Source organism: Chryseobacterium sp. SN22 (assembly GCF_008329705.1).
Lineage (GTDB): Bacteria > Bacteroidota > Bacteroidia > Flavobacteriales > Weeksellaceae > Chryseobacterium.
Window position 1 is genome coordinate 117,348 of record NZ_VTSX01000014.1, and the last position, 21,922, is coordinate 139,269.

Below are 21,922 nucleotides of genomic sequence, written 5' to 3' on the forward strand. Positions count from 1 at the left end.
AAAAATTTTAGAATGTCGAAAAATTTAGTAATCGTTGAGTCACCGGCAAAAGCAAAGACTATTCAGAAGTATTTAGGGAAGGATTTTGAAGTAAAATCCAGTTTCGGACATATCCGGGATCTTCCTAAGAAAGGAATGGGAATTGACCTGTCGACTTTTAGTCCGGATTACGAAGTTTCTGCCGACAAAAAGAAATTGGTAACAGAACTGAAATCCGCTGTAAAAAAGGCCGATATGGTATGGCTGGCTTCCGATGAAGACCGCGAAGGAGAAGCCATTGCCTGGCATCTTGCGGAAGAACTGAAGCTGAAGCCGGAAAACAGAAAAAGAATCGTATTTCACGAAATTACCAAAAATGCCATTCTAAAATCAATAGAAAATCCGAGAGATATTGACCAGAATCTAGTCAATGCCCAGCAGGCCCGAAGGGTACTGGACCGGATCGTAGGTTTCGAAATGTCTCCGGTGCTTTGGAAAAAAGTGAAGCCGGGATTATCCGCAGGCAGGGTACAGTCGGTAGCTGTACGGTTAATTGTTGAAAGAGAAAAAGAAATCCGGGAGTTTGTGCCGAAAGCCAGTTTTAAACTGGATGGTATTTTCTTAAACAAAGCCGGACAGGAAATTTCCGCAAAACTGAAGAAAGATTTCAACAGGGAAGAAGAAGCTGAAAAATTCCTGGAACAGTCGAGAACGGCCGAATTCAAAGTATTAAATGTTGAAACCAGACCGGGAACGCGTTCGGCATCTGCTCCTTTCACCACCTCAACTTTACAGCAGGAAGCCTCTTCCAGATTAGGATATAATGTAACCAACACGATGCGTCTTGCCCAAAGGCTGTATGAAGAAGGATACATTACTTATATGAGGACCGACTCGGTAAATCTTTCCCAGGAAGCTATTGAAGGAGCCAAAAAACAAATTGTTTCAGAATACGGCGCAGAATATTCCGCACCGAGAAATTATACAACGAAGTCTGCTTCCGCACAGGAAGCCCACGAAGCCATACGTCCTACGGATTTTGCTGTAAAAAGCATTGGTGACGCTCAGCTGAACAGGCTGTATCAGTTAATTTACAGAAGGACTTTAGCTTCGCAGATGGCCAACGCCAAAATTGAGAAAACCGTTATTGAAATCGGCAATGATAAACTTCCCCAGCATTTTGAAGCGCAGGGAGAAGTTATTATTTTTGACGGTTTCTTAAAAGCATACGGGATTGTAAAAGCCGAAGACGATGATGAGGAAAACAACGAAAAACTGCTTCCTAAAGTAAAAGTCGGAGAAATTTTAGATTATAAAAAGATTACGGCAACCGAAAAATTCACAAGGCCCGGTGCACGGTATACGGAAGCCGGATTGGTGAAAAAACTGGAAGAACTGGGAATCGGGCGTCCGTCTACGTATGCGCCGACCATCCAGACCATCCAGAACCGTGAATATGTGGATAAAAGGGAAATTGAGCCTCAGACAAGAGAGGTAGTGAAAATTTCCCTGGCCAAAGACGCTGTTAAAAAAGAAATCCTTGAAGAGAAATTCGGAGGGGATAAAAATAAATTTGTTCCTACAGATACAGGGGAAGTCGTAAGTGATTTTCTTACGGATAATTTTAAGGAAATCCTGGATTACGGCTTTACGGCAAGAGTAGAAGAAAGCTTCGACGAAATTGCCAACGGCGACCAGAAATGGAAGCAGATGATGACGGATTTCTACTCCAAATTCCACCCGAGAATTGAAGATGTGGAAGAGAATGCAGACCGGGCAACCGGAGACCGTTTATTAGGGGTCGATCCTAAGACCGGGAAGAATGTTCATGCCAGAATCGGCAGGTTCGGAGCGATGATCCAGATCGGTGAGACGGAAGATGAGGAAAAGCCGATTTTCGCCTCCTTAATGGCAGGGCAAAACATTGCCACTATTACCTTTGAAGAAGCACTGGAGCTGTTCAGGCTTCCTTTTGACCTGAAAGAGGTGGATGGCCAGCCTGTTTCCGTAGGGGTCGGAAGATTCGGACCTTATGTGAAATGGGGCGAAACGTTCATCAGCATTCCGAAAGGGGAAGATCCGCTTTCGGTGGACCAGAAGCGGGCGGAAGAAATCATCAATGAAAAGAAAATCGCCGATGCACCGATTGCTACTTACAAAGGAGATCCTGTAACCAAGGGATCGGGGAGATTCGGGCCGTTCATCAAATACAAAGATATTTTTGTAAACGTTCCGAAACGGTATGATTTCGAAAACCTTTCCCAAAGCGATATCAATGAACTGATTGATGCTAAACTTGAAAAAGAAGCCAACCGCTATATCCAGCAGTGGGAAAAAGAAAAAATTTCCATCGAAAACGGAAGATGGGGCCCGTTTGTAAAATTCGGAAAAGCCATGTTTAAAATTCCGAAAAAAGCGGATGATACCAAATATGAAGCTGACGAACTGAAAGAGGTTTCTCTGGATGAGGTGAAGAAATGGATCACCGACCAGGATCCGAAAGCATTTGCCGAAAAGAAAAAACCGGCTGCCAAGAAAGCTGCTGCTCCGAAAAAGGCAACTGCTGCCAAGAAAACAGCTACAACAGCGAAAAAACCTGCTGCAAAAAAGAAGTAGTTTAATATAAAAGCACAGACCAAAGGTCTGTGCTTTTTTTTGTCGCTCTCTGAAGTGCCCGGATTTTGTATTGTGCTTTATGATTTTATAAAGTCAGGAGCCCTTTTTAAAATTTCTATTTTTAAGTTTTTTCTTTAGGATAATTGTGTAAAGTATTTTTCATCTTCTTTAATGAATCTATTACTGTCAAGGATTTTTTATAACCTCTGCTCTGTAAAATTGATGAATATTTAAATTCTCGAAGAAAGTTTTTTAAAATATTTCTCTGAATCGGACTTCATTTTATGTCTAAGAACTATTAACTCAATTGATAAGATTTTTTGCTATTACTTGTCAGTAAGCTGATAGATTTGCATTTAGACAAAATTTGTTTACAGCTGATTGCCAAATTCTGAAACTGCGATAAGATCAATTTAAAAAATACTTAATCTACAGGATTAATACAGAAACCCTAAACTGCAGGACACTGCTTACATGCGTTTCTTCTAAATTAGCTTTCAAATAAAAGCTATGGAAAAACCCTTCACCCGCAAAGAATTTCTACAAGCTTCAGCTTTAGGAATTGCAGCTGTATTTTTCGGATCATCATTTACAGGTTTATTTGCGTCAGGCGAAAAACCTTATTTCAATTTGAAACCGATTGGAAGATCTTTGGCTTTAGAAGGGTATTATATTTGGTGCAGCTCTCCGATTTGGGGTGAAGACGGGAAAGTTCATCTTTTTTATTCCCGATGGAAAAAAGAAAAAGGAATGGGAGGCTGGCTTAATGGTTCTGAAATTTGCCGTGCAGAAGCCAATTCTCCATTTGATCAGTTTGAACATAAACAGGTTGTTTTGGCTCCGAGAGGTGAAGGTTTTTGGGACGCAACAACTTGTCACAATCCTCTAATTAAAAAAGTAGGAAAAGAATACCTGCTTTTTTTCATGGGAACTTCTAATGGAAAAACCAATACAAAAAGAATAGGATTGGCAACTTCGAAAAGCATTCATGGAGAATGGGAAAGACCCGAGGCGCCGTTGCTTCTTCCCGGAAAAGAAGGCTCTTGGGATGATCATTGCACAACAAATCCCGCTTTTGTAAAGGGAAATGACGGAAAATACTGGCTTTTCTATAAATCCTGGAATACCAAAGAATATGAAACCCAAAAGGGGCCAATCCGCGGAAATAGAAAATATGGTCTGGCAAAATCAGATTCTCCAGCAGGCCCTTACAAAAAAGTTTCAGAAAATCCGGTGATCGATTTTTCTGAATTGCCGAATAATGTTCAATTAGAAGATGCTTTTGTCTGGAAGCAAAAGAGAAAATTCCATCTGGTTGCACGGGACATGGGATTTTTTAATCATGAATTTGGTTTACATTTAACAACACAAGACGGAATTCATTGGACAAAACCGGAAGTTGCTTATGTTAATATGAAAAGTTATATTGATGAGCCGGCACCTCCAAAATATTTAAATCGCTTCGGAAGACTGGAACGGCCAATGCTTTTGCTGGACAAAGACGGAGAAACTCCGAAATTTTTGTTTGGCGCAACGCAGGGTGGTGAATTTGAAACGTCTACGACTTTTGTTTTTGAGATTTTAAATGGACCTGTTTAAGTTTGATAAAGCGAAATAATATTAAAAATAATAATAGAAAGCCGTTAACAACACTGCTAATGGTTTTTTTATGATTGGTAAATAATTTAATTTTAATACTTTTGATTCCAATTAAGATGGTAAACAGAGCATGAATTTTGAAGATTTTATTATTGCACCAAGAAATTTCAGAACGGAAAGCTGGCAGATCGGTGCCGGGATTACAAAGGAGATTAAGGAAGACAGCATTGTACTTCTTTTTGTTTCCGATTACCGGGGCGCGGATGGGGATGCGGAAGTTCAGGACTTTACAGGAATCAGGAAAGAATTTTATAAATTGTCGCAGCTGGACTTTGAAATTCCCATTATTGATTTGGGTGACCTGGTTTCAGGAAAGTCGGTTCAGGATTCCCATTATATTCTGCAGGAAGTTTTGTCAGCGTGTCATCATAAACGGGCAATCCCTGTAATTATAGGCGGTTCCAATGATTTTTCATTCTCGCTTTTTTCAGCATTGAATTTATTTACAAAAAGCATCAATTATACGCAGATCAGCAATATTATTTCATTAAAGCAGGGTGAAACCATTAATGAACATACTTTTTTAAGTAAAATTTTCGGAGCTAAGGATTTTTCCATTAAGAATTATCATCATCTGGGCTATCAGAAGCATCTGAATGAAGCAGATTCTGTAAGACTGATTAGAGAAGTGGAGTTCGATATCATCCGTCTGGCTGAAATGATGAATTCTACGGAAAAAACCGAACCTTTCTTCCGGAAAGCAGATCTGGTAACAGTAAATTGTGACGCTATCGAAAGCTTCAGTGAGCCATTTTCCATGAATCCACAGGTCAACGGCCTGAACAGGAGGGAAGTCTGTGCCTATATGAAAGAGATCGGATTGAGTGAAAATTTAAAATCCGTCGGTATTTTCAATTATAATATTTATTCAGAAAATCAGCTGAACCACCAGCTCCTTGCCCAGATGATCTGGTATCTTATCGAGGGAATCAATATTCAGCAATCCCATCCTAAAGAGAGGCATTATGAAATGTTTTATGTGCTGGTGGATGACCGGCAGTACGCTTTTAAACGCGATACCTTCAGCAACCTTTGGTATTTCGGCGATGATGAAAATATAGAGAACTGCATTCCTTGTTCGAGGAAAGATTTCGAAGAAGCTAAAAAGGGCTGGTTGAATGCGCGTCTGACGAAAATGTAAGATATGGCAAACCCCCTTTTTAAAATTTCGGTCATTGTCCCGGTGTATAATGTTGAAAAATACCTTCCCAAATGTCTTGAGTCATTAATCAGCCAAACCTATCAGGATATTGAGATTCTGGTCGTGAATGATGGAAGTACGGATGATTCCGAAAATATTATTCAGGAATATGCACAAAAATATCCGGAGAAAATAAAACCCTTTGCTAAGGAAAACGGTGGATTAAGCGACGCCCGGAATTTCGGGATCGACAGGGCTGCCGGAGATTATATTGGTTTTGTGGACAGTGACGATTATGTGAATCCGGCTATGTTTGAAGAAATGGTGGGCCTGGCAGAAAAACATCAGGCAAAAATGGTGATCTGCAATATCCAGAAAGTCGATGAGCACGGAAAAATCACTCAGAAGCTGACACAGATTCCCAATATGCCGGAAAAAATTGATCTTGAGAAAAACTTATCCATATTTTCGGATCTGAGTTATTTTGCCTGCAATAAGTTGTTTAAGAAAGAGCTTTTTAGAGAAAAGCGGTTTAAGAAGCAAGCACATTTTGAAGATATCCAGCTGATTCCGCAGCTTTTACTGGAGTGTAAAACGATTGCCCAGACCCAGAATTTCCATTACCAATATCTCGAACGCACCGATTCCATTACAAAAACCCATACGGAAAAAGGACTTGATATTTTAAAAGCCGTACAAGATGTAGAGGCATTTTTTAAGGAGTCAAGATATGCGGACCGGCTGGAAGAACTGAAAAATTTTCAGATTTTCGAAGGGGTATATTCTTATCTCGCATACCTGGCTTTCGTGAAAAATGAAGAAACTTTTATGGCAATGTCCCGGCAGCTGGAATACTTCATGAAAGAGCGGAAAATAAAATTAAAAGATATATTGGGGTATAGTCGTTTTGATAAGAATTATCTGTTATCTTTGCCCCTGAAAAAAAAGATATTTTATCTGTTGTTTTTTGCTGGTCAGAAAAAACTGATAAGAAAATTAATTTAACACAAATGTAAGTACTGGGGTTTCGGTAAAAATCTGATGAATAGTTTTTTAACGTCGACGAAACTTTTCTTTGTTAAAAAGATAGAAAGTGCTTGATCAGAAAAAAAATGGAGAATTTTGAATTGTTCTTAGCTCAGTCCGGTGTTCCTATTTTCTATATAAAGATAGGGCTGGGTTTTTTGTTCTCGTTTCTTATTACATATTATTCTGTTCCTACCATCATCAAAATTTCCAGAAGAAAAAACCTGATGGATGAACCGGGAGTAAGGAGTTCGCATCTCAGGAAAATTCCCAATCTTGGGGGTATTGCCATTTTCTATTCCATAGGAATCTGCACATCGATCTTTGCTTATGAGCTTTTCGATCTGTATAAATTTCTCTTCGCATCGCTTATTATTCTTTTGTATATCGGGGTCATGGATGATATTGTAGTAATGCGGGCCTACAAAAAGTTAGTTGCCCAAATCATGGTATCTTCGTTAATCGTCATAGGATCGGATATACGGATCAGAAGCCTTTTCGGGATTTTCGGAGTTTACGAGATGGATTACTTCGTAAGTATCTTCTTCAGTATTATCACTTTTATTGTTCTCATCAATGCTTTTAATCTTATCGATGGAATCGATGGGCTTGCCGGAGGATATTCGGTTATCTGCAGTGCCCTTTTCGGAATAAGTTATTACCGGTTAGGAGAATATAATTATCCGCTGGTTGTTTTGTCGGTAATTATTATCGGTGCGGTTCTGGCGTTCTTATATTACAATCTGTCCAATTACAGGACCAATAAAATTTTTATGGGAGATACCGGATCGATGCTGCTGGGATTCCTCCTTGCCTTTACTTCGATCTCTTTTATTGATATTTTTATCGATAGAGAAATTTCAGGGGTTCCAAGATATCACCTACAGTCTGCGCCTGTGGTAGCTGTTGCAATTCTTATTCTCCCGATTATTGATACACTGAATGTGATTGTTATAAGACTTGTAAATAAGAAATCACCTTTTGATGCTGATAAAAACCATATCCATCATAAATTACTAAAGCTGAATCTCACCCACAGAAGATCCAGTTTTTATATTATCGTCTATTATCTTTTTATCGTCGCGACAGCGTATTATTTCAGACATATCAATATCAATCTTTTATTACTGATTATTATTTTACTAGGCTTTCTCGGAGCTTACTTACCGGATTTTATTTATCTTTTAAAAAAGAATAAGAAGACTATCAATTAAATCTTTACTTTTGCAAACAATTGAAAAATATGATGAAGAACTGTAAATATATATTATTTTTAACACTGCCTCTCTTAATAATGACATCCTGCATAACCACAAAAGATGTTAAGTACATGCAGCCGAGTGAAAGCCTTGTTATTAATGAAGAAGGTCTTGTTCCCTACAACATTCCGGTATACCGGATCACTAAGAATGATATTTTAACGCTCAACATTGTTACTACTCCTAAAGGGGATGCTGCACAGTTTTACTCTTCATTGAATACTTCCGGCGCATCTGGCGGCGGTGGTGCTATGGCCAATATGGGAATCGGTGCCATAGGATCAGGCGCTTCAGGAGGAGGAAATGCCAATTTCTATTTTAACGGATTAAAAGTAGATGCCAATGGTGACATTAATGTATTCGGTATTGGATTTATAAAAGTTGAAGGGCGGACCATTGAAGAAGTAAGTAAGGAAATTCAGGATAAAGTAAACGAAAATTTTCAGGAAGGTAAATCTGAAGTACGTTTAAATACCAATGGGATTACCTTTTATGTATTGGGGGATATAGAAACTACAGGAGTTACCGGTGAGAAAATAGTGCATAAGAATACACTGACAATTACTGAAGCTCTGGCAATAAGCGGAGGTCTGAACAGGACTATTGATCGGAAAAATATCACGATCCACAGAAAACTGCCTGAAGGAATCAAAACTGCAAGAATCGACCTTACCCGGGAAGATGTGATGAACTCCCCTTATTACTATGTACAGAACGGTGATGAAATCTATCTTAACACCAGAGCAAAAAGCTTGAACGGGCTTGGAAAGGATCCGATTCAGACTTTAACCACTGGAGTATCGGTAATTACTACAGCACTATCCATTTACCTACTTTTAAAAAACCTTTAATATCATGATTCCAGGAAAAGACGCTACGGTAGAGAAGGTGGACTCTCAGAAGGAAAAACACGGTTCTTTCGCATTGTTTGATATCGAACATTTTTTAAGAAGAGTTCTGAAAAACTGGTACTGGTTCGTTTTAATGCTGTTTATCGGATACAGTATCGCATGGGTATACAGCAAATATTATGCGCAGAATATTTACGCTTCCAATTTATCTCTGAGTGTTTCAAACAATACGTCAAGTTATTTTACCCCTAATCAGTCTATCAACTTCATCTGGGGACAGGGCGGAAATCAGGATGGGGTATATTTAAAAAAGATGCTCTTATCCAGAACACATAATGAGTTTCTGGTAAAAGAACTTGATCTTTTTGTAAACTATTCTACAAAAGGACTTATAAAATCAACCTATCTGGATAAAGACGATTGCCCGGTAATTTTTCAGGTCGATAAAAAGCATCTTCAACAGATGAATTATCCGGTCACACTGGTTCCGAAAGGAGGAAATGCTTATGAGGTTATTCTTCCGGAAGAAGGTCAGTCAACGAGTCTGTACAGTTATGAGTCGGAAGGCTTTTCAGCGATTAATACTTATGCCAGGCCTGCTAACAAAATTATAAAAATAGGAGAGTGGTATACTTCACCGAATTTAAGATTCAGATTGGTCCATAATCCTATTGTTCCTAAAATAAAGCTGGAAAATATTATTGTTGATCTGAGTACGGTTAATCAGTCGGTTAATGATATTGTTTCTACTATCGGGATTGATTTCGATAAAGAAATTAACAGCATAATGATTATTACCAAAAAAGGGTATAATCTTAACAGTACCGTCAGTTTCCTTAACATGTCCGTAAGCCAGCTGCAAAAGAAAAGGCTTGCCGATAAAATTACGGTTGATAAAAACACAGATGTTTATCTGCAGGAGAATCTTGATAATATCAGGAAAAAATTAGACTCAAGCGCCAATATCCTGAATTATATGAAGACCACTGAAAAGTTGTATGACATTAAAGACAGGGATGAGAAATCGTTGGTTGAAATTAAAGACCTGGAAGCCAAAAAGGCGGATATTGACAGTAAAATCGCTTCTCTCAATGAAATCAGAAGAAGCCTTGAAGCCCAGAATTTTGAAAAAATGATCAGCACAACGGCGGCAGGTTTTCAGGATGGACTTTTCAGTGCTTCGGTAGCTGAACTGAAAGCACTTTATATGAAGAGGCGTGAGCTGGCACAGATCTATAAGCCGAATTCCGAGCCGATGAAAGAAATCAACAGGCTTATTGATGATGCTAAAATGGCATCCAATGCAGCGCTGAGAAATTATTATTCCGGTTACTATAATGAAATTAATAAAATTAATCAGAAGGTTTCCCAAGCTAATTCCGATTTAGCTACCTACCCTGAAAAACAGAGAAGGTATCTTGATGCGGAAAGAGGGTATAATATGATTGAGGCTACCTACAACAGCTTACTTGGAAGACAGAATGAAACACAGATGAGAATGGCTGCCAATCAGTCCGATATTACGGTAATTGACCCTGCTAAAAATGTGGGGCAGCCACCGATCGGACCTAATGTAAAGGCTGCAAAAGCAGCTATCATCGGAGGTTTCCTGGTATTGCCGCTTTTGTTTATTCTTATCGGGGAATTGCTGGATAGTAAAATCAGAAATATCAGGGAATTGCTCAGCGCAACCAAAATTCCTTTACTGGGTGTAATCGGAAACAACAGCACCGAGAATATGCTTACGGTTATGGACCAGCCGAAATCTTCCGTTTCAGAAGCATTCCGGGGGATCAGGGCAAATGTGAGATTTCTTTCCGGAGAAAATGATGGAAGCAAAGTTATCCTGGTAACTTCTTCCATTGGTGGTGAAGGAAAGACCTACGTATCCATCAACCTGGCATCAGTGCTCGGATTAAGTGATAAAAAAACCATTCTTTTAGGAATGGATTTAAGAAAGCCGAAGATCTTCGGGGACTTCCAGATTGATAATAAATTCGGTATTTCCAATTATCTTACCGGTGAAGTAGAACTGGACCAGATTATTAATAAAACAAGAATCCCTAACCTGGATGTTGCGACTTCAGGTCCTATTCCGCCAAACCCTTCAGAACTTTTGATGAGTGAAAGAAATATTCAGTTTATTGAAGACCTTAAAAAGGTATATGATTTCATTATCATCGATTCTCCGCCGGTAGGTCTGGTTGCAGATTCCTATGAACTGATGAAACATTCTGATGCCAATATTTATGTGGTGCGTCATGAATATACTGAAAAATATATGCTGAAAATGATCACGGAAAGGTATCACAATGGAGAAATCGACCATTTGGGACTTGTCTATAATGATTACAATACCAAACAGGGTTACGGCTATGGCTACGGTTACGGCTATGGTTATGGTTATGGCTACGGTTATTTTGATGAGGATAAAAATTATAAAGAACCTATACTAATAAGAATTAGGAATAAAATACAGTCGATATTCAATAAAAAATAATACATTTAAGCCCTCATTTAATGGGGGTTTACTGTATCCTGATAATTTTGATTCTATTAAAAAAAGAATAATTTGCCGGGTTTGTCGTTTACTTTATAACAAATTATGTTTTTTTCTTTGTTTTTAACTAAACATTAAGATTATCATTAATATAAAAATGTTTTATATTTGCAAAAATTAAATTTTAAAATAACCATAAATCCATATTCTTTTATGAATAGAAAATTATTGTTTAGCTTCCTTGCCGCTCTAGGAACTGTGGTAAGTGTCAAAGCACAAAGAAACGAACTTGGAGTTCGTCTAGGTATGAGTAACCTAGTTGGGGATATAGGGAGATCGAATTATCTTTTACAAAAGCCATTGGATTTAAGCAGAACATCGGATTGGGGAGTTCCGTTTTATGGTGGGATTTTATACAGATTTAATTTTAATCCACATCAGACCGTTCGATTGGATCTTGGATACAACCAGGTTCAGTTTAATGATAAGGTCGCAAAAGAGGATTACAGAAGAAATAGAAATTCATTCGGAAAAAATAATGTATATGAAGCGAGCTTGGTTTTCGAATATAATTTTTTTCCCGTAAACAACGAGCAGAAAGGAATGGTGAGTCCATATATTTTCGGTGGGGTTGGTGCTTTATTGTTTGATGCTCCGAAGGCTACGATTGTGAACGACTTCAGGAGAGACGCCGACGGTGTGGCACAGGCTCCGATCAATGAACTTGATTTTACCACTACCGCGACATACTCTACCGGTAAAAAGACTACAGCACACCTTCCTTTTGGAGTGGGTTTAAAATATAAATTTAATTATAACTGGGCTATTTTTGCAGAAGCTACTTTCAGATACACACTTACGGACCAGTTGGATTACAACAAAGTCCTTAGTAAAGATGTAGTAGCAACGTATAACGGAGATATCCTGAGCCCTGTTACAGGAGGTTCCCTTCTTCAGACTGATGCTTATTATGTAGTATCTAAAGAAAGAGAAGCTGCCCTTATTGGACAAAGAAATATCGGAGATACCCGATCTAAAGATTGGATGAATACCGTAAGTTTAGGACTTACCTATTCTTTCGGGAGACCTCCGTGTTATTGTGATTAATATGTCGTTGATAAAAGATAAAATAGATCCTGAAAATTTGCCGCAACATGTGGCGATCATCATGGATGGTAATGGAAGGTGGGCAAAAACCCGTGGCGAAGAGAGAACTTTCGGTCACAGAAATGCCATTGATGCAGTAAGGAATGCCATTAATGCATGTAATGAAATACATATTCCGTATTTAACACTTTATACCTTTTCTTCGGAAAATTGGAACCGGCCTGCAGAAGAAGTAAATACTTTAATGAATTTACTGGTGGAAACCCTGTTGCTGGAAGCAGAAGAAATTTTCAGCAAAGGGCTGAAAATGCATGTGATCGGGAATCTGGAAAAACTTCCTCCACTTGTAAAAGACCAGCTTTTGCGCGTGGTGGAACTTACAAAAGAAAACACAAAAGGCAATTTGGTACTGGCGATCAGCTATGGATCGCAGCACGAAATACTGAATGCCGTAAAAAGCATCAGCGAAGATGTGAAAGAAGGAAAAATTGATAACGAAAATATCGATGAGAAGCTTTTTGAAAGCTACCTTTATACAAAAGATCTCCCGCCGGTGGATCTCCTGATCCGGACGAGCGGCGAAATCAGAATCAGCAATTTCCTCCTTTGGCAGATCGCTTATGCAGAGCTGCAGTTTTTAGATGTTCTCTGGCCGGACTTCACAAAAGACATTTTCTTTCAGTGTATTGTAAACTATCAAAACAAAGAAAGAAGATTCGGGATGACCGGCGAACAGATAAAAATTCAGTAAAATTTAAGAAAAGAAAGACTACGATAAAATGAAGTTTAGACTATTACCCATCATTATGTTTGTTGCTTCTGCACATTTTTATGGACAGGTAACTCCACAAGACAGCACCAGTGTAAACAATGCGGTGCATGCAGAAAACCAGGCGGGAACATACACATTGAAAGACATTGTTGTAGATGGGGTTAAAAAATATACGCCGGCTCAGATCCTGAGATTTACAGGTTTGTCAAAAGGGGAAACTGTAGACATTCCGGGGCAGAAAATCAGCAACGCTGTAAAAAAACTCTGGGATACTCAGTCTTTTTCCGAGGTTGAAGTATATGTTCAGAGTATTGAAGGGGAGACCATTATCTTAAGGTTTTACCTTCAGGACCTTAAAGATCTTGGAGAGGTAAAATTCACCGGAAAAGGGATTGGAAAATCCAAAAATGAAAAGATGGCCAAAGACAACAATCTGAAGCCGGGAACGAAAATTACACAAAACCTGATCTCCAGCCTTAAAACGAATGTCCCTAAAGACTTCGTGAAAAAAGGGTATGCCGATGCTAAAATCACCATTCAGGAAAAAGTAAATGCCGGAGATCCTAATCTGGTAGACTGGACTATTGAGGTAGAAAAAGGCAAAAGGGTAAAGATCGATCACATCGAATTCGAAGGAAATAAAATGGTGACCGATAGAAAGCTTAGAAAAAAAGCTTTTAAGGAAACCAAACAGAAGAGATTCGGGATCGGCGGTATTTTGAAATCTTCGAAATTTATTGAAGACAAATACCAGGAAGATAAGCAAAACCTGATCAATTACTATAACTCTCTAGGTTATAGGGATGCGGCTATTGTTTCAGATTCCGTGTGGAGAAATAAAAGAAACAATTACGAAATCAATGTAAAACTGAATGAAGGGAAGCAATACTACATTGGTGATGTTACCTTCACTGGGAATACCGTATATTCTACCGATTATTTACAAAGGCTTCTGGGTTATAAAAAAGGAGATATTTACGATGCTGTAGGTTTCAACAAGAAAGTTGGAGAAGACGGCGGTAAGGAAGATGATTCCGATATCAAGTCCATTTACATGAACAACGGTTATCTTTTCTCCAATGTAACCCCTGTTGAAAAATCGGTGGACGGAGATAAAGTAAACCTTGAAATCCGGATCAATGAAGGGGAAAAAGCAACCTGGAATAAAGTAACCTGGCAGGGGAATACCACAACGCATGACCACGTTATCTTGAGAGCACTAAGAACGAAGCCGGGTAACCTTTTCGCGAAAAGTGACATCAAGAGAACCTATTTTGATCTGGCGGGGATGCAGTTCTTCGATCCGCAGCAGGTGGGTCAGGACATTCAGCCGAACCAGCAGGATAACACGGTAGACATCAACTGGAAACTAGTGGAAAAAGGATCTTCACAGGTTCAGTTGCAGGCAGGTTACGGAGGTAACAGCTTCATCGGAACATTGGGGCTTACTTTTAATAACTTCTCGTTGAGAAACTTCCTGAAGTTCAAAGATTTCAAGCCGGTTCCTCAGGGTGACGGACAAACCTTGTCACTTCAGGCACAGGCCGGACAATATTTCCAGAACTATGGCGTTTCATTTACGGAGCCGTGGTTGTTCGGAACCAGACAAACCTCCCTTTCGGTAAGTTTAAATAATTCAAGAGTAAAATATTCTGATATTTCAGGAAGTTCCCAAAAACTGAATATCTTCTCAGCTTCCGCAGGCTTGAACAGATTATTAAGATGGCCGGATGATTATTTTTCGTTATATACAGGTCTTCAGTACCAGAAGTATGACTTCCAGAATTATCCGTTCCAGTTTGGTAATACGACTGAATATTATGGTTCCGCCAACAACTTAAGTATCAACTTAGGATTAAGCAGAAACTCAGCCGGGATCGACCCGATCTTCCCGACGGTAGGATCCAACTTAGACCTTTCAGTGAAGTTTACTCTGCCTTACTCTGCATTTAACAACAAGGATTATTCCACATTGAGCCCTACGGAGAAATACAAGTGGATGGAATTCTATAAAGTAAAGTTCAAGGCTGATGTTTATAATGAGATTATTGGTAAGCTGGTGTTAAGATCTTCTGCCGAAATGGGATTCATGGATGGCTATAACTCCAAGCTGGGAGCACCGCCGTTTGAAAGATTCTATGTAGGGGGTACCGGTTTATTCGGTGGACGATATGACGGTAGGGAGCTTATTCCGTTGAGAGGATATGAAAATGCTTCTACTTACGGAGGAACTTCCGAAGATATCACACCTGCAGGAGGAGGTACGATTTATAACAGATTTACGTTAGAATTAAGATACCCGATTTCATTGAACCAGACGGCAAAGATTTATGCATTGACGTTTGCTGAAGGAGGGAACGTTTGGAATTCATGGGGGAATTACAACCCATTCCAGTTAAAAAGATCAGTAGGTGTTGGGGTGAGAGTATATATGGGAGCATTTGGTCTTATTGGATTTGATTTCGCTTATGGATTCGATAAAACAATTACAGGAACTGAACCTTCCGGATGGAAGACTCACTTCTTAATGAACCAGTCATTATAATCCAGAACATGAAAAATTTTAAAATTGTTTTTTCATTCGTATTATTCCTGCTTTTCGGGTTAAGCAATGCACAGAAAGTGGGCGTTGTGGATACCGAATATATATTGGGCAAAATGCCGCAATACAAAGAAGCAGAAGCGAGACTTAATGCGCAGATCGATACCTGGCAGACGGAACTTCAGAATCTGCAGGCGGAATACGAGCGTAAAAGATCTGCTTTTGAAAGTGAAAAAGTACTTTTAATAGGAGATCAGCTCAAACTCAGGGAAAAAGAAGTGATGGATCTGGATAAAAACATCAAAACTACAACAAGTTTACGTTTCGGCGCTACCGGAGAAATCAAAAAACTGAGGGCTAATCTTGTACAGCCGTTCCAGGATCAGATCTGGGAAGCCATCAAAACCATGTCTGAAAAGAACGGGTTGGCGATTGTGCTGGACAAAACAAGCAACAATGTGATTTTCCTTCAGAAAAGATCCGATTATTCAGATAAAGTATTGGCCATCCTGTTGAAAGACAGCGAGCCGAAAGAAAAAACAAAAACAAGAAAATAAAAGTTTAACTTTTATTAAATTTACAGATCTAAAAAACAAATTAAATTATTTATTTACCCATTATGAAAAAATTAAGTGTATTATTTGCAGCGGTAATGATGGTTGTATCGGTAGGTATGGCAAAAGCTCAAAAAATTGCTACTTTAGATGTTATAGGTGTTCTTAACGCAATGCCTGAAAAGAAAAAGGCGGATACTGATCTTAAAGCTTTCTTAGATACTAAACAAGCCGAAATCAAAAAGAAGGCAGATGCAGGACAGGCTAAAGTAAAACAGTATACTGAAGAAGCGCCTAAGAAAACGGCTGACGAAAACAAAGCAAGAGAAGCGGAATTGGCAAAAATGCAGGAAGAAATCCAGCAGATGAATGACAAAGCGCAGAAAGATTTCGTAGCTAAACAGGATGCAGCCTATGAGCCGATCGAAAAGAAACTTAACGATGCAGTTTCTAAAGTGGCTAAAGCTAACGGATATGACTATATCATGGATGCAAACTCGGCAGCATTTGTTTTCAAAGGAGGACCTGATGCTACTGCAGCTGTAAAAAAAGAACTTGGTGTTCAGTAATTTTTAGAAATTAACAAACATTTATAAAATAACCATCTCTCATCGGGGTGGTTTTTTTATTTTTGCAGAATGGAAAAAGAAGTATCAACCAGGGTAAAAGTCAGATTCAGCGACTGTGATCCGATCGGTCATTTAAATAATGTGAAATATCTGGACTATATGTTCAATGCCAGAGAAGATCATGTGGAAACATTTTACGGTTTTACCTATGAAGAATACACCAAACGTACCGGCTGTACCTGGATTGCCATCCAGAATGAAATCGCTTACCTCAAGGAAGTAAGATACAATACTTCGGTAGTTATCAGCAGCAAGACCATCGAGGTCGGGGACCGTACGGCAAAAGTAGAAATCCTGATGAAGAGCCTGGATGAAAAAACGGTTCATGCCGTATTGTGGGTAACGGTAATTTACTTTAATATAAAAACCAGAAAGTCGGAAGTACATCCTGAAGATATTAAAGGGACATTCCATAAGTTTCATGTAGATTTGGAACAGAAGGACTTCCAGTCGAGAGTTAAATTTTTAAGATCACAAAACGCAAAAAATTCATAAATGAAGAAAATATTAGTTATCGGAGGAAATGGGCAGTTGGGAAACTGCATCAGAAAAATCGCTTCCGAATTTGAGTTGGATTACGAATTCACTTTTACCGATTCCCAGACGCTGGACATAACCAACGAAGATCAGATAAACGCATTTTTTACAGAATACAAGCCGGATTACTGTATCAATGCCTCTGCTTACACGGCCGTAGATCTTGCTGAAACAGAAAAGGAAAAAGCATTTGCTGTAAATGCGGATGGAGTAGGGTCCCTGGCGCAGGCCTGTAAGGATAACGATGCTACGTTCATTCATGTGTCTACCGATTATGTTTTCGACGGGGAAACCAATTTAGACTATTCCGAAGACGACTTTACGAATCCGGTTGGCGTTTATGGCGAATCCAAATTAAAAGGGGAAGAACTGGCACTGGAAATCAATCCGAAAACAATTATCCTCAGAACATCCTGGCTGTATTCGGAATTCAACAAGAATTTTGTGAAAACCATGCTGAATCTTTTTGCTCAAAAGGACGAATTGGGAATTGTCGGGGACCAGTTTGGACAGCCGACCAACGCCAATGATCTGGCTGAAGCCATCATGATGATCATCGAAACCCGTGAAAAGAAATACGGCGTCTTCCATTTTTCCAATTATCCTGAAACTACCTGGTTTGAGTTTGCGAAAAAAATTGCAGCATTTTCCGGATCAAATGTAAAGTTGAACCAGTTAACGACCGAGCAATATCCGACACCGGCAAAAAGACCGAAGAGAAGCACCATGTGTCTGGATAAAATAGAGCAGGTTTATAAAATCGAACCCAAACATTGGGAAAACAGCCTCGAAGAATGTGTGGAAATTCTTCAATCTAATAAGTAAAGAATGAAAAAGATACTCATAGCAGCTCTCGTTTTTCTCCTACAGCTTTTTAATGCCCAGAATGTATACCTTACAAAAGTTGAAAAAACCTATGAAAATACAGATAAGTCCCTGTATAAAATACATGAAACAAAAGATGCTGAATATTTGGGGGAAGTAGAAGTTCAGGGTTTCTCTAAATACGACGATGAAGTTTTTGCATTGATTTATAAAAAAGCAAAAGAAATAGGCGCCAATACCTATATCTTAAAACCTTTCGAAACAATCAACGGAACAAATCAGAATTTTAATCCTTCAAATTACAGGCTAAGCCTTTATTTTTTACCGAAAGCCAAAATGGCGGAGCAGACAGGATATATGTATATTTTCGCTTCTTCGGACAAAGATCAGAAAATTGCAGTCAATGGCAAGGACTACATGATTTCCCCCCGATCTTATATCGTTTTGAAAACGGTTCCCGGAGAAGTCTATACCATTTCTACCAAAAAACTTCTGGGTTCCACCATTAAGATACAGCCCAGAGACAACAGCTCGAATCAGTATTTTCAGATTTCCGCAGCGAAAATCAGATCCGACAATACGGGAACGGGAGGGTTAAATTTGAAAAGCGGCGATATCATCGGTCTAGAATCTTCTTATGGCGACTTTCTGAGCACCATCTATAATCAACAAAAAGCAGAGTGAAAACTTTGCTTTTTTTATTGTACATCCTTTTGAGCACGTATAAACAATATTAAACCCTCCAACCCTAAAATTCTCCCACCCCTTTTTTTTCAGGAGCTTAATCCGGCTCTCTGCTACTACTCCTCGCGCCGGCCTTCTCCGATCCGCTCCCTCACCAGACCCATGGCTTCCCGATGCTTTCATCTGCAGCTGTGGGGTAACCGCGGCGATCCGGGCTAGGGCAGTATCCCTTCTGAAGAACATGCCACTAAAGTTTACTTTTATTATTAGGCCTGTCATTTATATCAGATATATATTAAAGAAAGAAAATAAAGCGTTCTTTCGAATAAAGCCCTGAAGCGGATGATTTAATAACCCCGGGCGGAGCCCGGATTAAAGCTGTGTATTTCATTAAGCCCTGTAGGGGTGCCGTGCTTATGACGTAGTGGTCCTCTAAGTTGTCCCAAACCCAAGCCCTCTTTGCTTTTAATTTTGTCTTTTGCGCCTTCGGAACCTTTCTAAAACCCTCTTTTCCCTTGTGACGCTTAGCCTCTGCCTTAAGCTTAACTTTTACCTGATCTTATCCGAATCTCCCTTTTAGCTGTGTCCGGCTTTATTCCCAGACTTCTCTTCAGCTTTTATCTTGAAGCTTTCCCTTAATGTGGATAAGTGTAATTTTCCTCTTAACCGCTGTCCTGTTAGCGTTTTACCTTTGTTATTTTCCCACAAAGGATAACTTATATGAATATTATGTTAACAATATTTGGATTGTAAGGGTAAGAGTTTCTATCTTTGCCCCACTGAAAAACGAAAGGGATTCGGTAGCGCAGAAGAGCTTTTAGGTAAGCGGACATGATTTTAAGAACACTACTTTATATGCTTATATAATATTTATATACTTATATAATGCAGGATGCATTTAAATCGGAATTAGCTTCAAAAACTTTTTTTTAAAAAGAGTTGTGGAATTAAAAAAGATTTGTATCTTTGCAGTCCCGATAAAGGGAAGCGCAGGAGTAGAGGGATTGAAGGTTTAGGAAAGGGTTAAGGTTAAGAAAAAAAAACTTTAAATTTCTTTCAAAAACATTTGGTCATTTAAAAATAAAGTTTTACTTTTGCACTCGCAAATACGAAGCAACACTGACAGAAAGAGAGCTTCGTTAAAAAGCGAAAGATTTAAGAAGATCATTGACATACAATATAACAACCAAGTAAGGAAAAACTAAAGCGTTAAAAAACTTTGAGTGAGCGAAAGACAAACATACAATGGAGAGTTTGATCCTGGCTCAGGATGAACGCTAGCGGGAGGCCTAACACATGCAAGCCGAGCGGTATTTGTCTTTCGGGACAGAGAGAGCGGCGTACGGGTGCGGAACACGTGTGCAACCTGCCTTTATCTGGGGGATAGCCTTTCGAAAGGAAGATTAATACCCCATAATATATTGATTCGCATGGATTGATATTGAAAACTCCGGTGGATAGAGATGGGCACGCGCAAGATTAGATAGTTGGTGAGGTAACGGCTCACCAAGTCGATGATCTTTAGGGGGCCTGAGAGGGTGATCCCCCACACTGGTACTGAGACACGGACCAGACTCCTACGGGAGGCAGCAGTGAGGAATATTGGACAATGGGTTAGCGCCTGATCCAGCCATCCCGCGTGAAGGACGACGGCCCTATGGGTTGTAAACTTCTTTTGTACAGGGATAAACCTATTTACGTGTAAATAGCTGAAGGTACTGTACGAATAAGCACCGGCTAACTCCGTGCCAGCAGCCGCGGTAATACGGAGGGTGCAAGCGTTATCCGGATTTATTGGGTTTAAAGGGTCCGTAGGCGGATCTGTAAGTCAGTGGTGAAATCTCACAGCTTAACTGTGAAACTGCCATTGATACTGCAGGTCTTGAGTAAGGTAGAAGTGGCTGGAATAAGTAGTGTAGCGGTGAAATGCATAGATATTACTTAGAACACCAATTGCGAAGGCAGGTCACTATGTCTTAACTGACGCTGATGGACGAAAGCGTGGGGAGCGAACAGGATTAGATACCCTGGTAGTCCACGCCGTAAACGATGCTAACTCGTTTTTGGGGCTTTACGCTTCAGAGACTAAGCGAAAGTGATAAGTTAGCCACCTGGGGAGTACGTTCGCAAGAATGAAACTCAAAGGAATTGACGGGGGCCCGCACAAGCGGTGGATTATGTGGTTTAATTCGATGATACGCGAGGAACCTTACCAAGGCTTAAATGGGAATTGACCGGTTTAGAAATAGACCTTCCTTCGGGCAATTTTCAAGGTGCTGCATGGTTGTCGTCAGCTCGTGCCGTGAGGTGTTAGGTTAAGTCCTGCAACGAGCGCAACCCCTGTTACTAGTTGCTACCATTAAGTTGAGGACTCTAGTAAGACTGCCTACGCAAGTAGAGAGGAAGGTGGGGATGACGTCAAATCATCACGGCCCTTACGCCTTGGGCCACACACGTAATACAATGGCCGGTACAGAGGGCAGCTACACAGCGATGTGATGCGAATCTCGAAAGCCGGTCTCAGTTCGGATTGGAGTCTGCAACTCGACTCTATGAAGCTGGAATCGCTAGTAATCGCGCATCAGCCATGGCGCGGTGAATACGTTCCCGGGCCTTGTACACACCGCCCGTCAAGCCATGGAAGTCTGGGGTACCTGAAGTCGGTGACCGTAAAAGGAGCTGCCTAGGGTAAAACAGGTAACTAGGGCTAAGTCGTAACAAGGTAGCCGTACCGGAAGGTGCGGCTGGAACATCTCATTTTAGAGTCTCGCCAAGGCGAGAATAAACAAAATTAAGGTCTTATGACCTATTTCATTACTTTAAAGTTTAAGCTTTAGTTTTTTATTGGTTGCTTATATTAAAAATACAAAACCCACTAGAAATTAGTACAGGGATAGAGAGACAAGAGACGAAGTATCATAAGATGACGGGGAATATAGATAAGTCTATTAAGAATACCGGATCTTAAAATATGGACTCTCAAATCTAACAGAGTCTCGTAGCTCAGCTGGTTAGAGCGCTACACTGATAATGTAGAGGTCGGCAGTTCGAGCCTGCCCGAGACTACTAATTAAAGCGGTAAGCAGTAAGCTTCAAGCAGCAGGCATTTAGCCTAACGCTTATAGCCTAAAGCCTACAGCACCTAGAGGGGGAATTAGCTCAGCTGGCTAGAGCGCCTGCCTTGCACGCAGGAGGTCAAGGGTTCGACTCCCTTATTCTCCACAGTTTTGGAAAACTGGTT

Annotated in this window: 15 protein-coding genes, 2 tRNA genes and 1 rRNA gene; all 18 read left to right on the forward strand. The window is 39.8% G+C overall.

What is annotated here, in order from left to right; translation table 11 throughout:
* Nucleotides 1-12 precede the first annotated feature (12 nt).
* A complete protein-coding gene (gene topA / locus FY557_RS11225; RefSeq protein WP_149247346.1) occupies nt 13-2,595 on the forward strand; it encodes a type I DNA topoisomerase in 2,583 nt (860 codons plus the stop codon).
* Nucleotides 2,596-3,105: 510 nt separating this feature from the next.
* Nucleotides 3,106-4,194 (forward strand): glycoside hydrolase family protein, encoded by a 1,089-nt coding sequence (locus tag FY557_RS11230; protein ID WP_149247347.1) that lies wholly within the window; start codon nt 3,106-3,108, stop codon nt 4,192-4,194.
* A 130-nt stretch (nt 4,195-4,324) separates the two neighbouring features.
* The gene (locus FY557_RS11235; protein ID WP_149247348.1) at nt 4,325-5,395 is read left to right on the forward strand and encodes a formimidoylglutamase; all 1,071 of its coding nucleotides are present in this window, start codon (nt 4,325-4,327) and stop codon (nt 5,393-5,395) included.
* Between the two features lie 3 nt (nt 5,396-5,398).
* Nucleotides 5,399-6,400 carry a glycosyltransferase family 2 protein gene (locus FY557_RS11240; protein ID WP_149247349.1) on the forward strand — a complete coding sequence of 334 codons (1,002 nt, stop codon included), beginning with the start codon at nt 5,399-5,401 and terminating at the stop codon, nt 6,398-6,400.
* Between the two features lie 107 nt (nt 6,401-6,507).
* Entirely contained in the window at nt 6,508-7,635 is a 1,128-nt protein-coding gene (locus tag FY557_RS11245) for a glycosyltransferase family 4 protein (protein WP_149247350.1), read from the forward strand.
* A gap of 32 nt (nt 7,636-7,667) precedes the next feature.
* A complete protein-coding gene (locus FY557_RS11250; RefSeq protein ID WP_410495920.1) occupies nt 7,668-8,531 on the forward strand; it encodes a polysaccharide biosynthesis/export family protein in 864 nt (287 codons plus the stop codon).
* 4 nt (nt 8,532-8,535) lie between these two features.
* A complete protein-coding gene (locus FY557_RS11255; RefSeq protein ID WP_149247352.1) occupies nt 8,536-11,031 on the forward strand; it encodes an exopolysaccharide transport family protein in 2,496 nt (831 codons plus the stop codon).
* Between the two features lie 213 nt (nt 11,032-11,244).
* Nucleotides 11,245-12,138 (forward strand): DUF6089 family protein, encoded by an 894-nt coding sequence (locus tag FY557_RS11260; protein ID WP_149247353.1) that lies wholly within the window; start codon nt 11,245-11,247, stop codon nt 12,136-12,138.
* Between the two features lies 1 nt (nt 12,139).
* Nucleotides 12,140-12,889: an isoprenyl transferase gene (locus FY557_RS11265; RefSeq protein WP_149247354.1), complete on the forward strand. Its 750-nt coding sequence runs from the start codon at nt 12,140-12,142 to the stop codon at nt 12,887-12,889.
* 28 nt (nt 12,890-12,917) lie between these two features.
* Nucleotides 12,918-15,455 (forward strand): outer membrane protein assembly factor BamA, encoded by a 2,538-nt coding sequence (gene bamA, locus FY557_RS11270; RefSeq protein ID WP_149247355.1) that lies wholly within the window; start codon nt 12,918-12,920, stop codon nt 15,453-15,455.
* An 8-nt stretch (nt 15,456-15,463) separates the two neighbouring features.
* The gene (locus FY557_RS11275; protein ID WP_146940850.1) at nt 15,464-16,009 is read left to right on the forward strand and encodes an OmpH family outer membrane protein; all 546 of its coding nucleotides are present in this window, start codon (nt 15,464-15,466) and stop codon (nt 16,007-16,009) included.
* Nucleotides 16,010-16,071: 62 nt separating this feature from the next.
* Nucleotides 16,072-16,575: an OmpH family outer membrane protein gene (locus FY557_RS11280; protein ID WP_149247356.1), complete on the forward strand. Its 504-nt coding sequence runs from the start codon at nt 16,072-16,074 to the stop codon at nt 16,573-16,575.
* Between the two features lie 69 nt (nt 16,576-16,644).
* Nucleotides 16,645-17,130, forward strand: a complete 486-nt coding sequence (locus FY557_RS11285; protein ID WP_149247357.1) for an acyl-CoA thioesterase — start codon at nt 16,645-16,647, stop codon at nt 17,128-17,130.
* A complete protein-coding gene (gene rfbD / locus FY557_RS11290; RefSeq protein WP_149247358.1) occupies nt 17,131-17,997 on the forward strand; it encodes a dTDP-4-dehydrorhamnose reductase in 867 nt (288 codons plus the stop codon).
* Nucleotides 17,998-18,000: 3 nt separating this feature from the next.
* Nucleotides 18,001-18,681 carry a hypothetical protein gene (locus FY557_RS11295; protein WP_149247359.1) on the forward strand — a complete coding sequence of 227 codons (681 nt, stop codon included), beginning with the start codon at nt 18,001-18,003 and terminating at the stop codon, nt 18,679-18,681.
* 1,242 nt (nt 18,682-19,923) lie between these two features.
* Nucleotides 19,924-21,441: ribosomal RNA gene (locus tag FY557_RS11300) — 16S ribosomal RNA — on the forward strand.
* Between the two features lie 232 nt (nt 21,442-21,673).
* A tRNA-Ile gene (locus FY557_RS11305) sits at nt 21,674-21,747 on the forward strand.
* Between the two features lie 82 nt (nt 21,748-21,829).
* Nucleotides 21,830-21,903 (forward strand) — tRNA-Ala (locus FY557_RS11310).
* Nucleotides 21,904-21,922 lie beyond the last annotated feature (19 nt).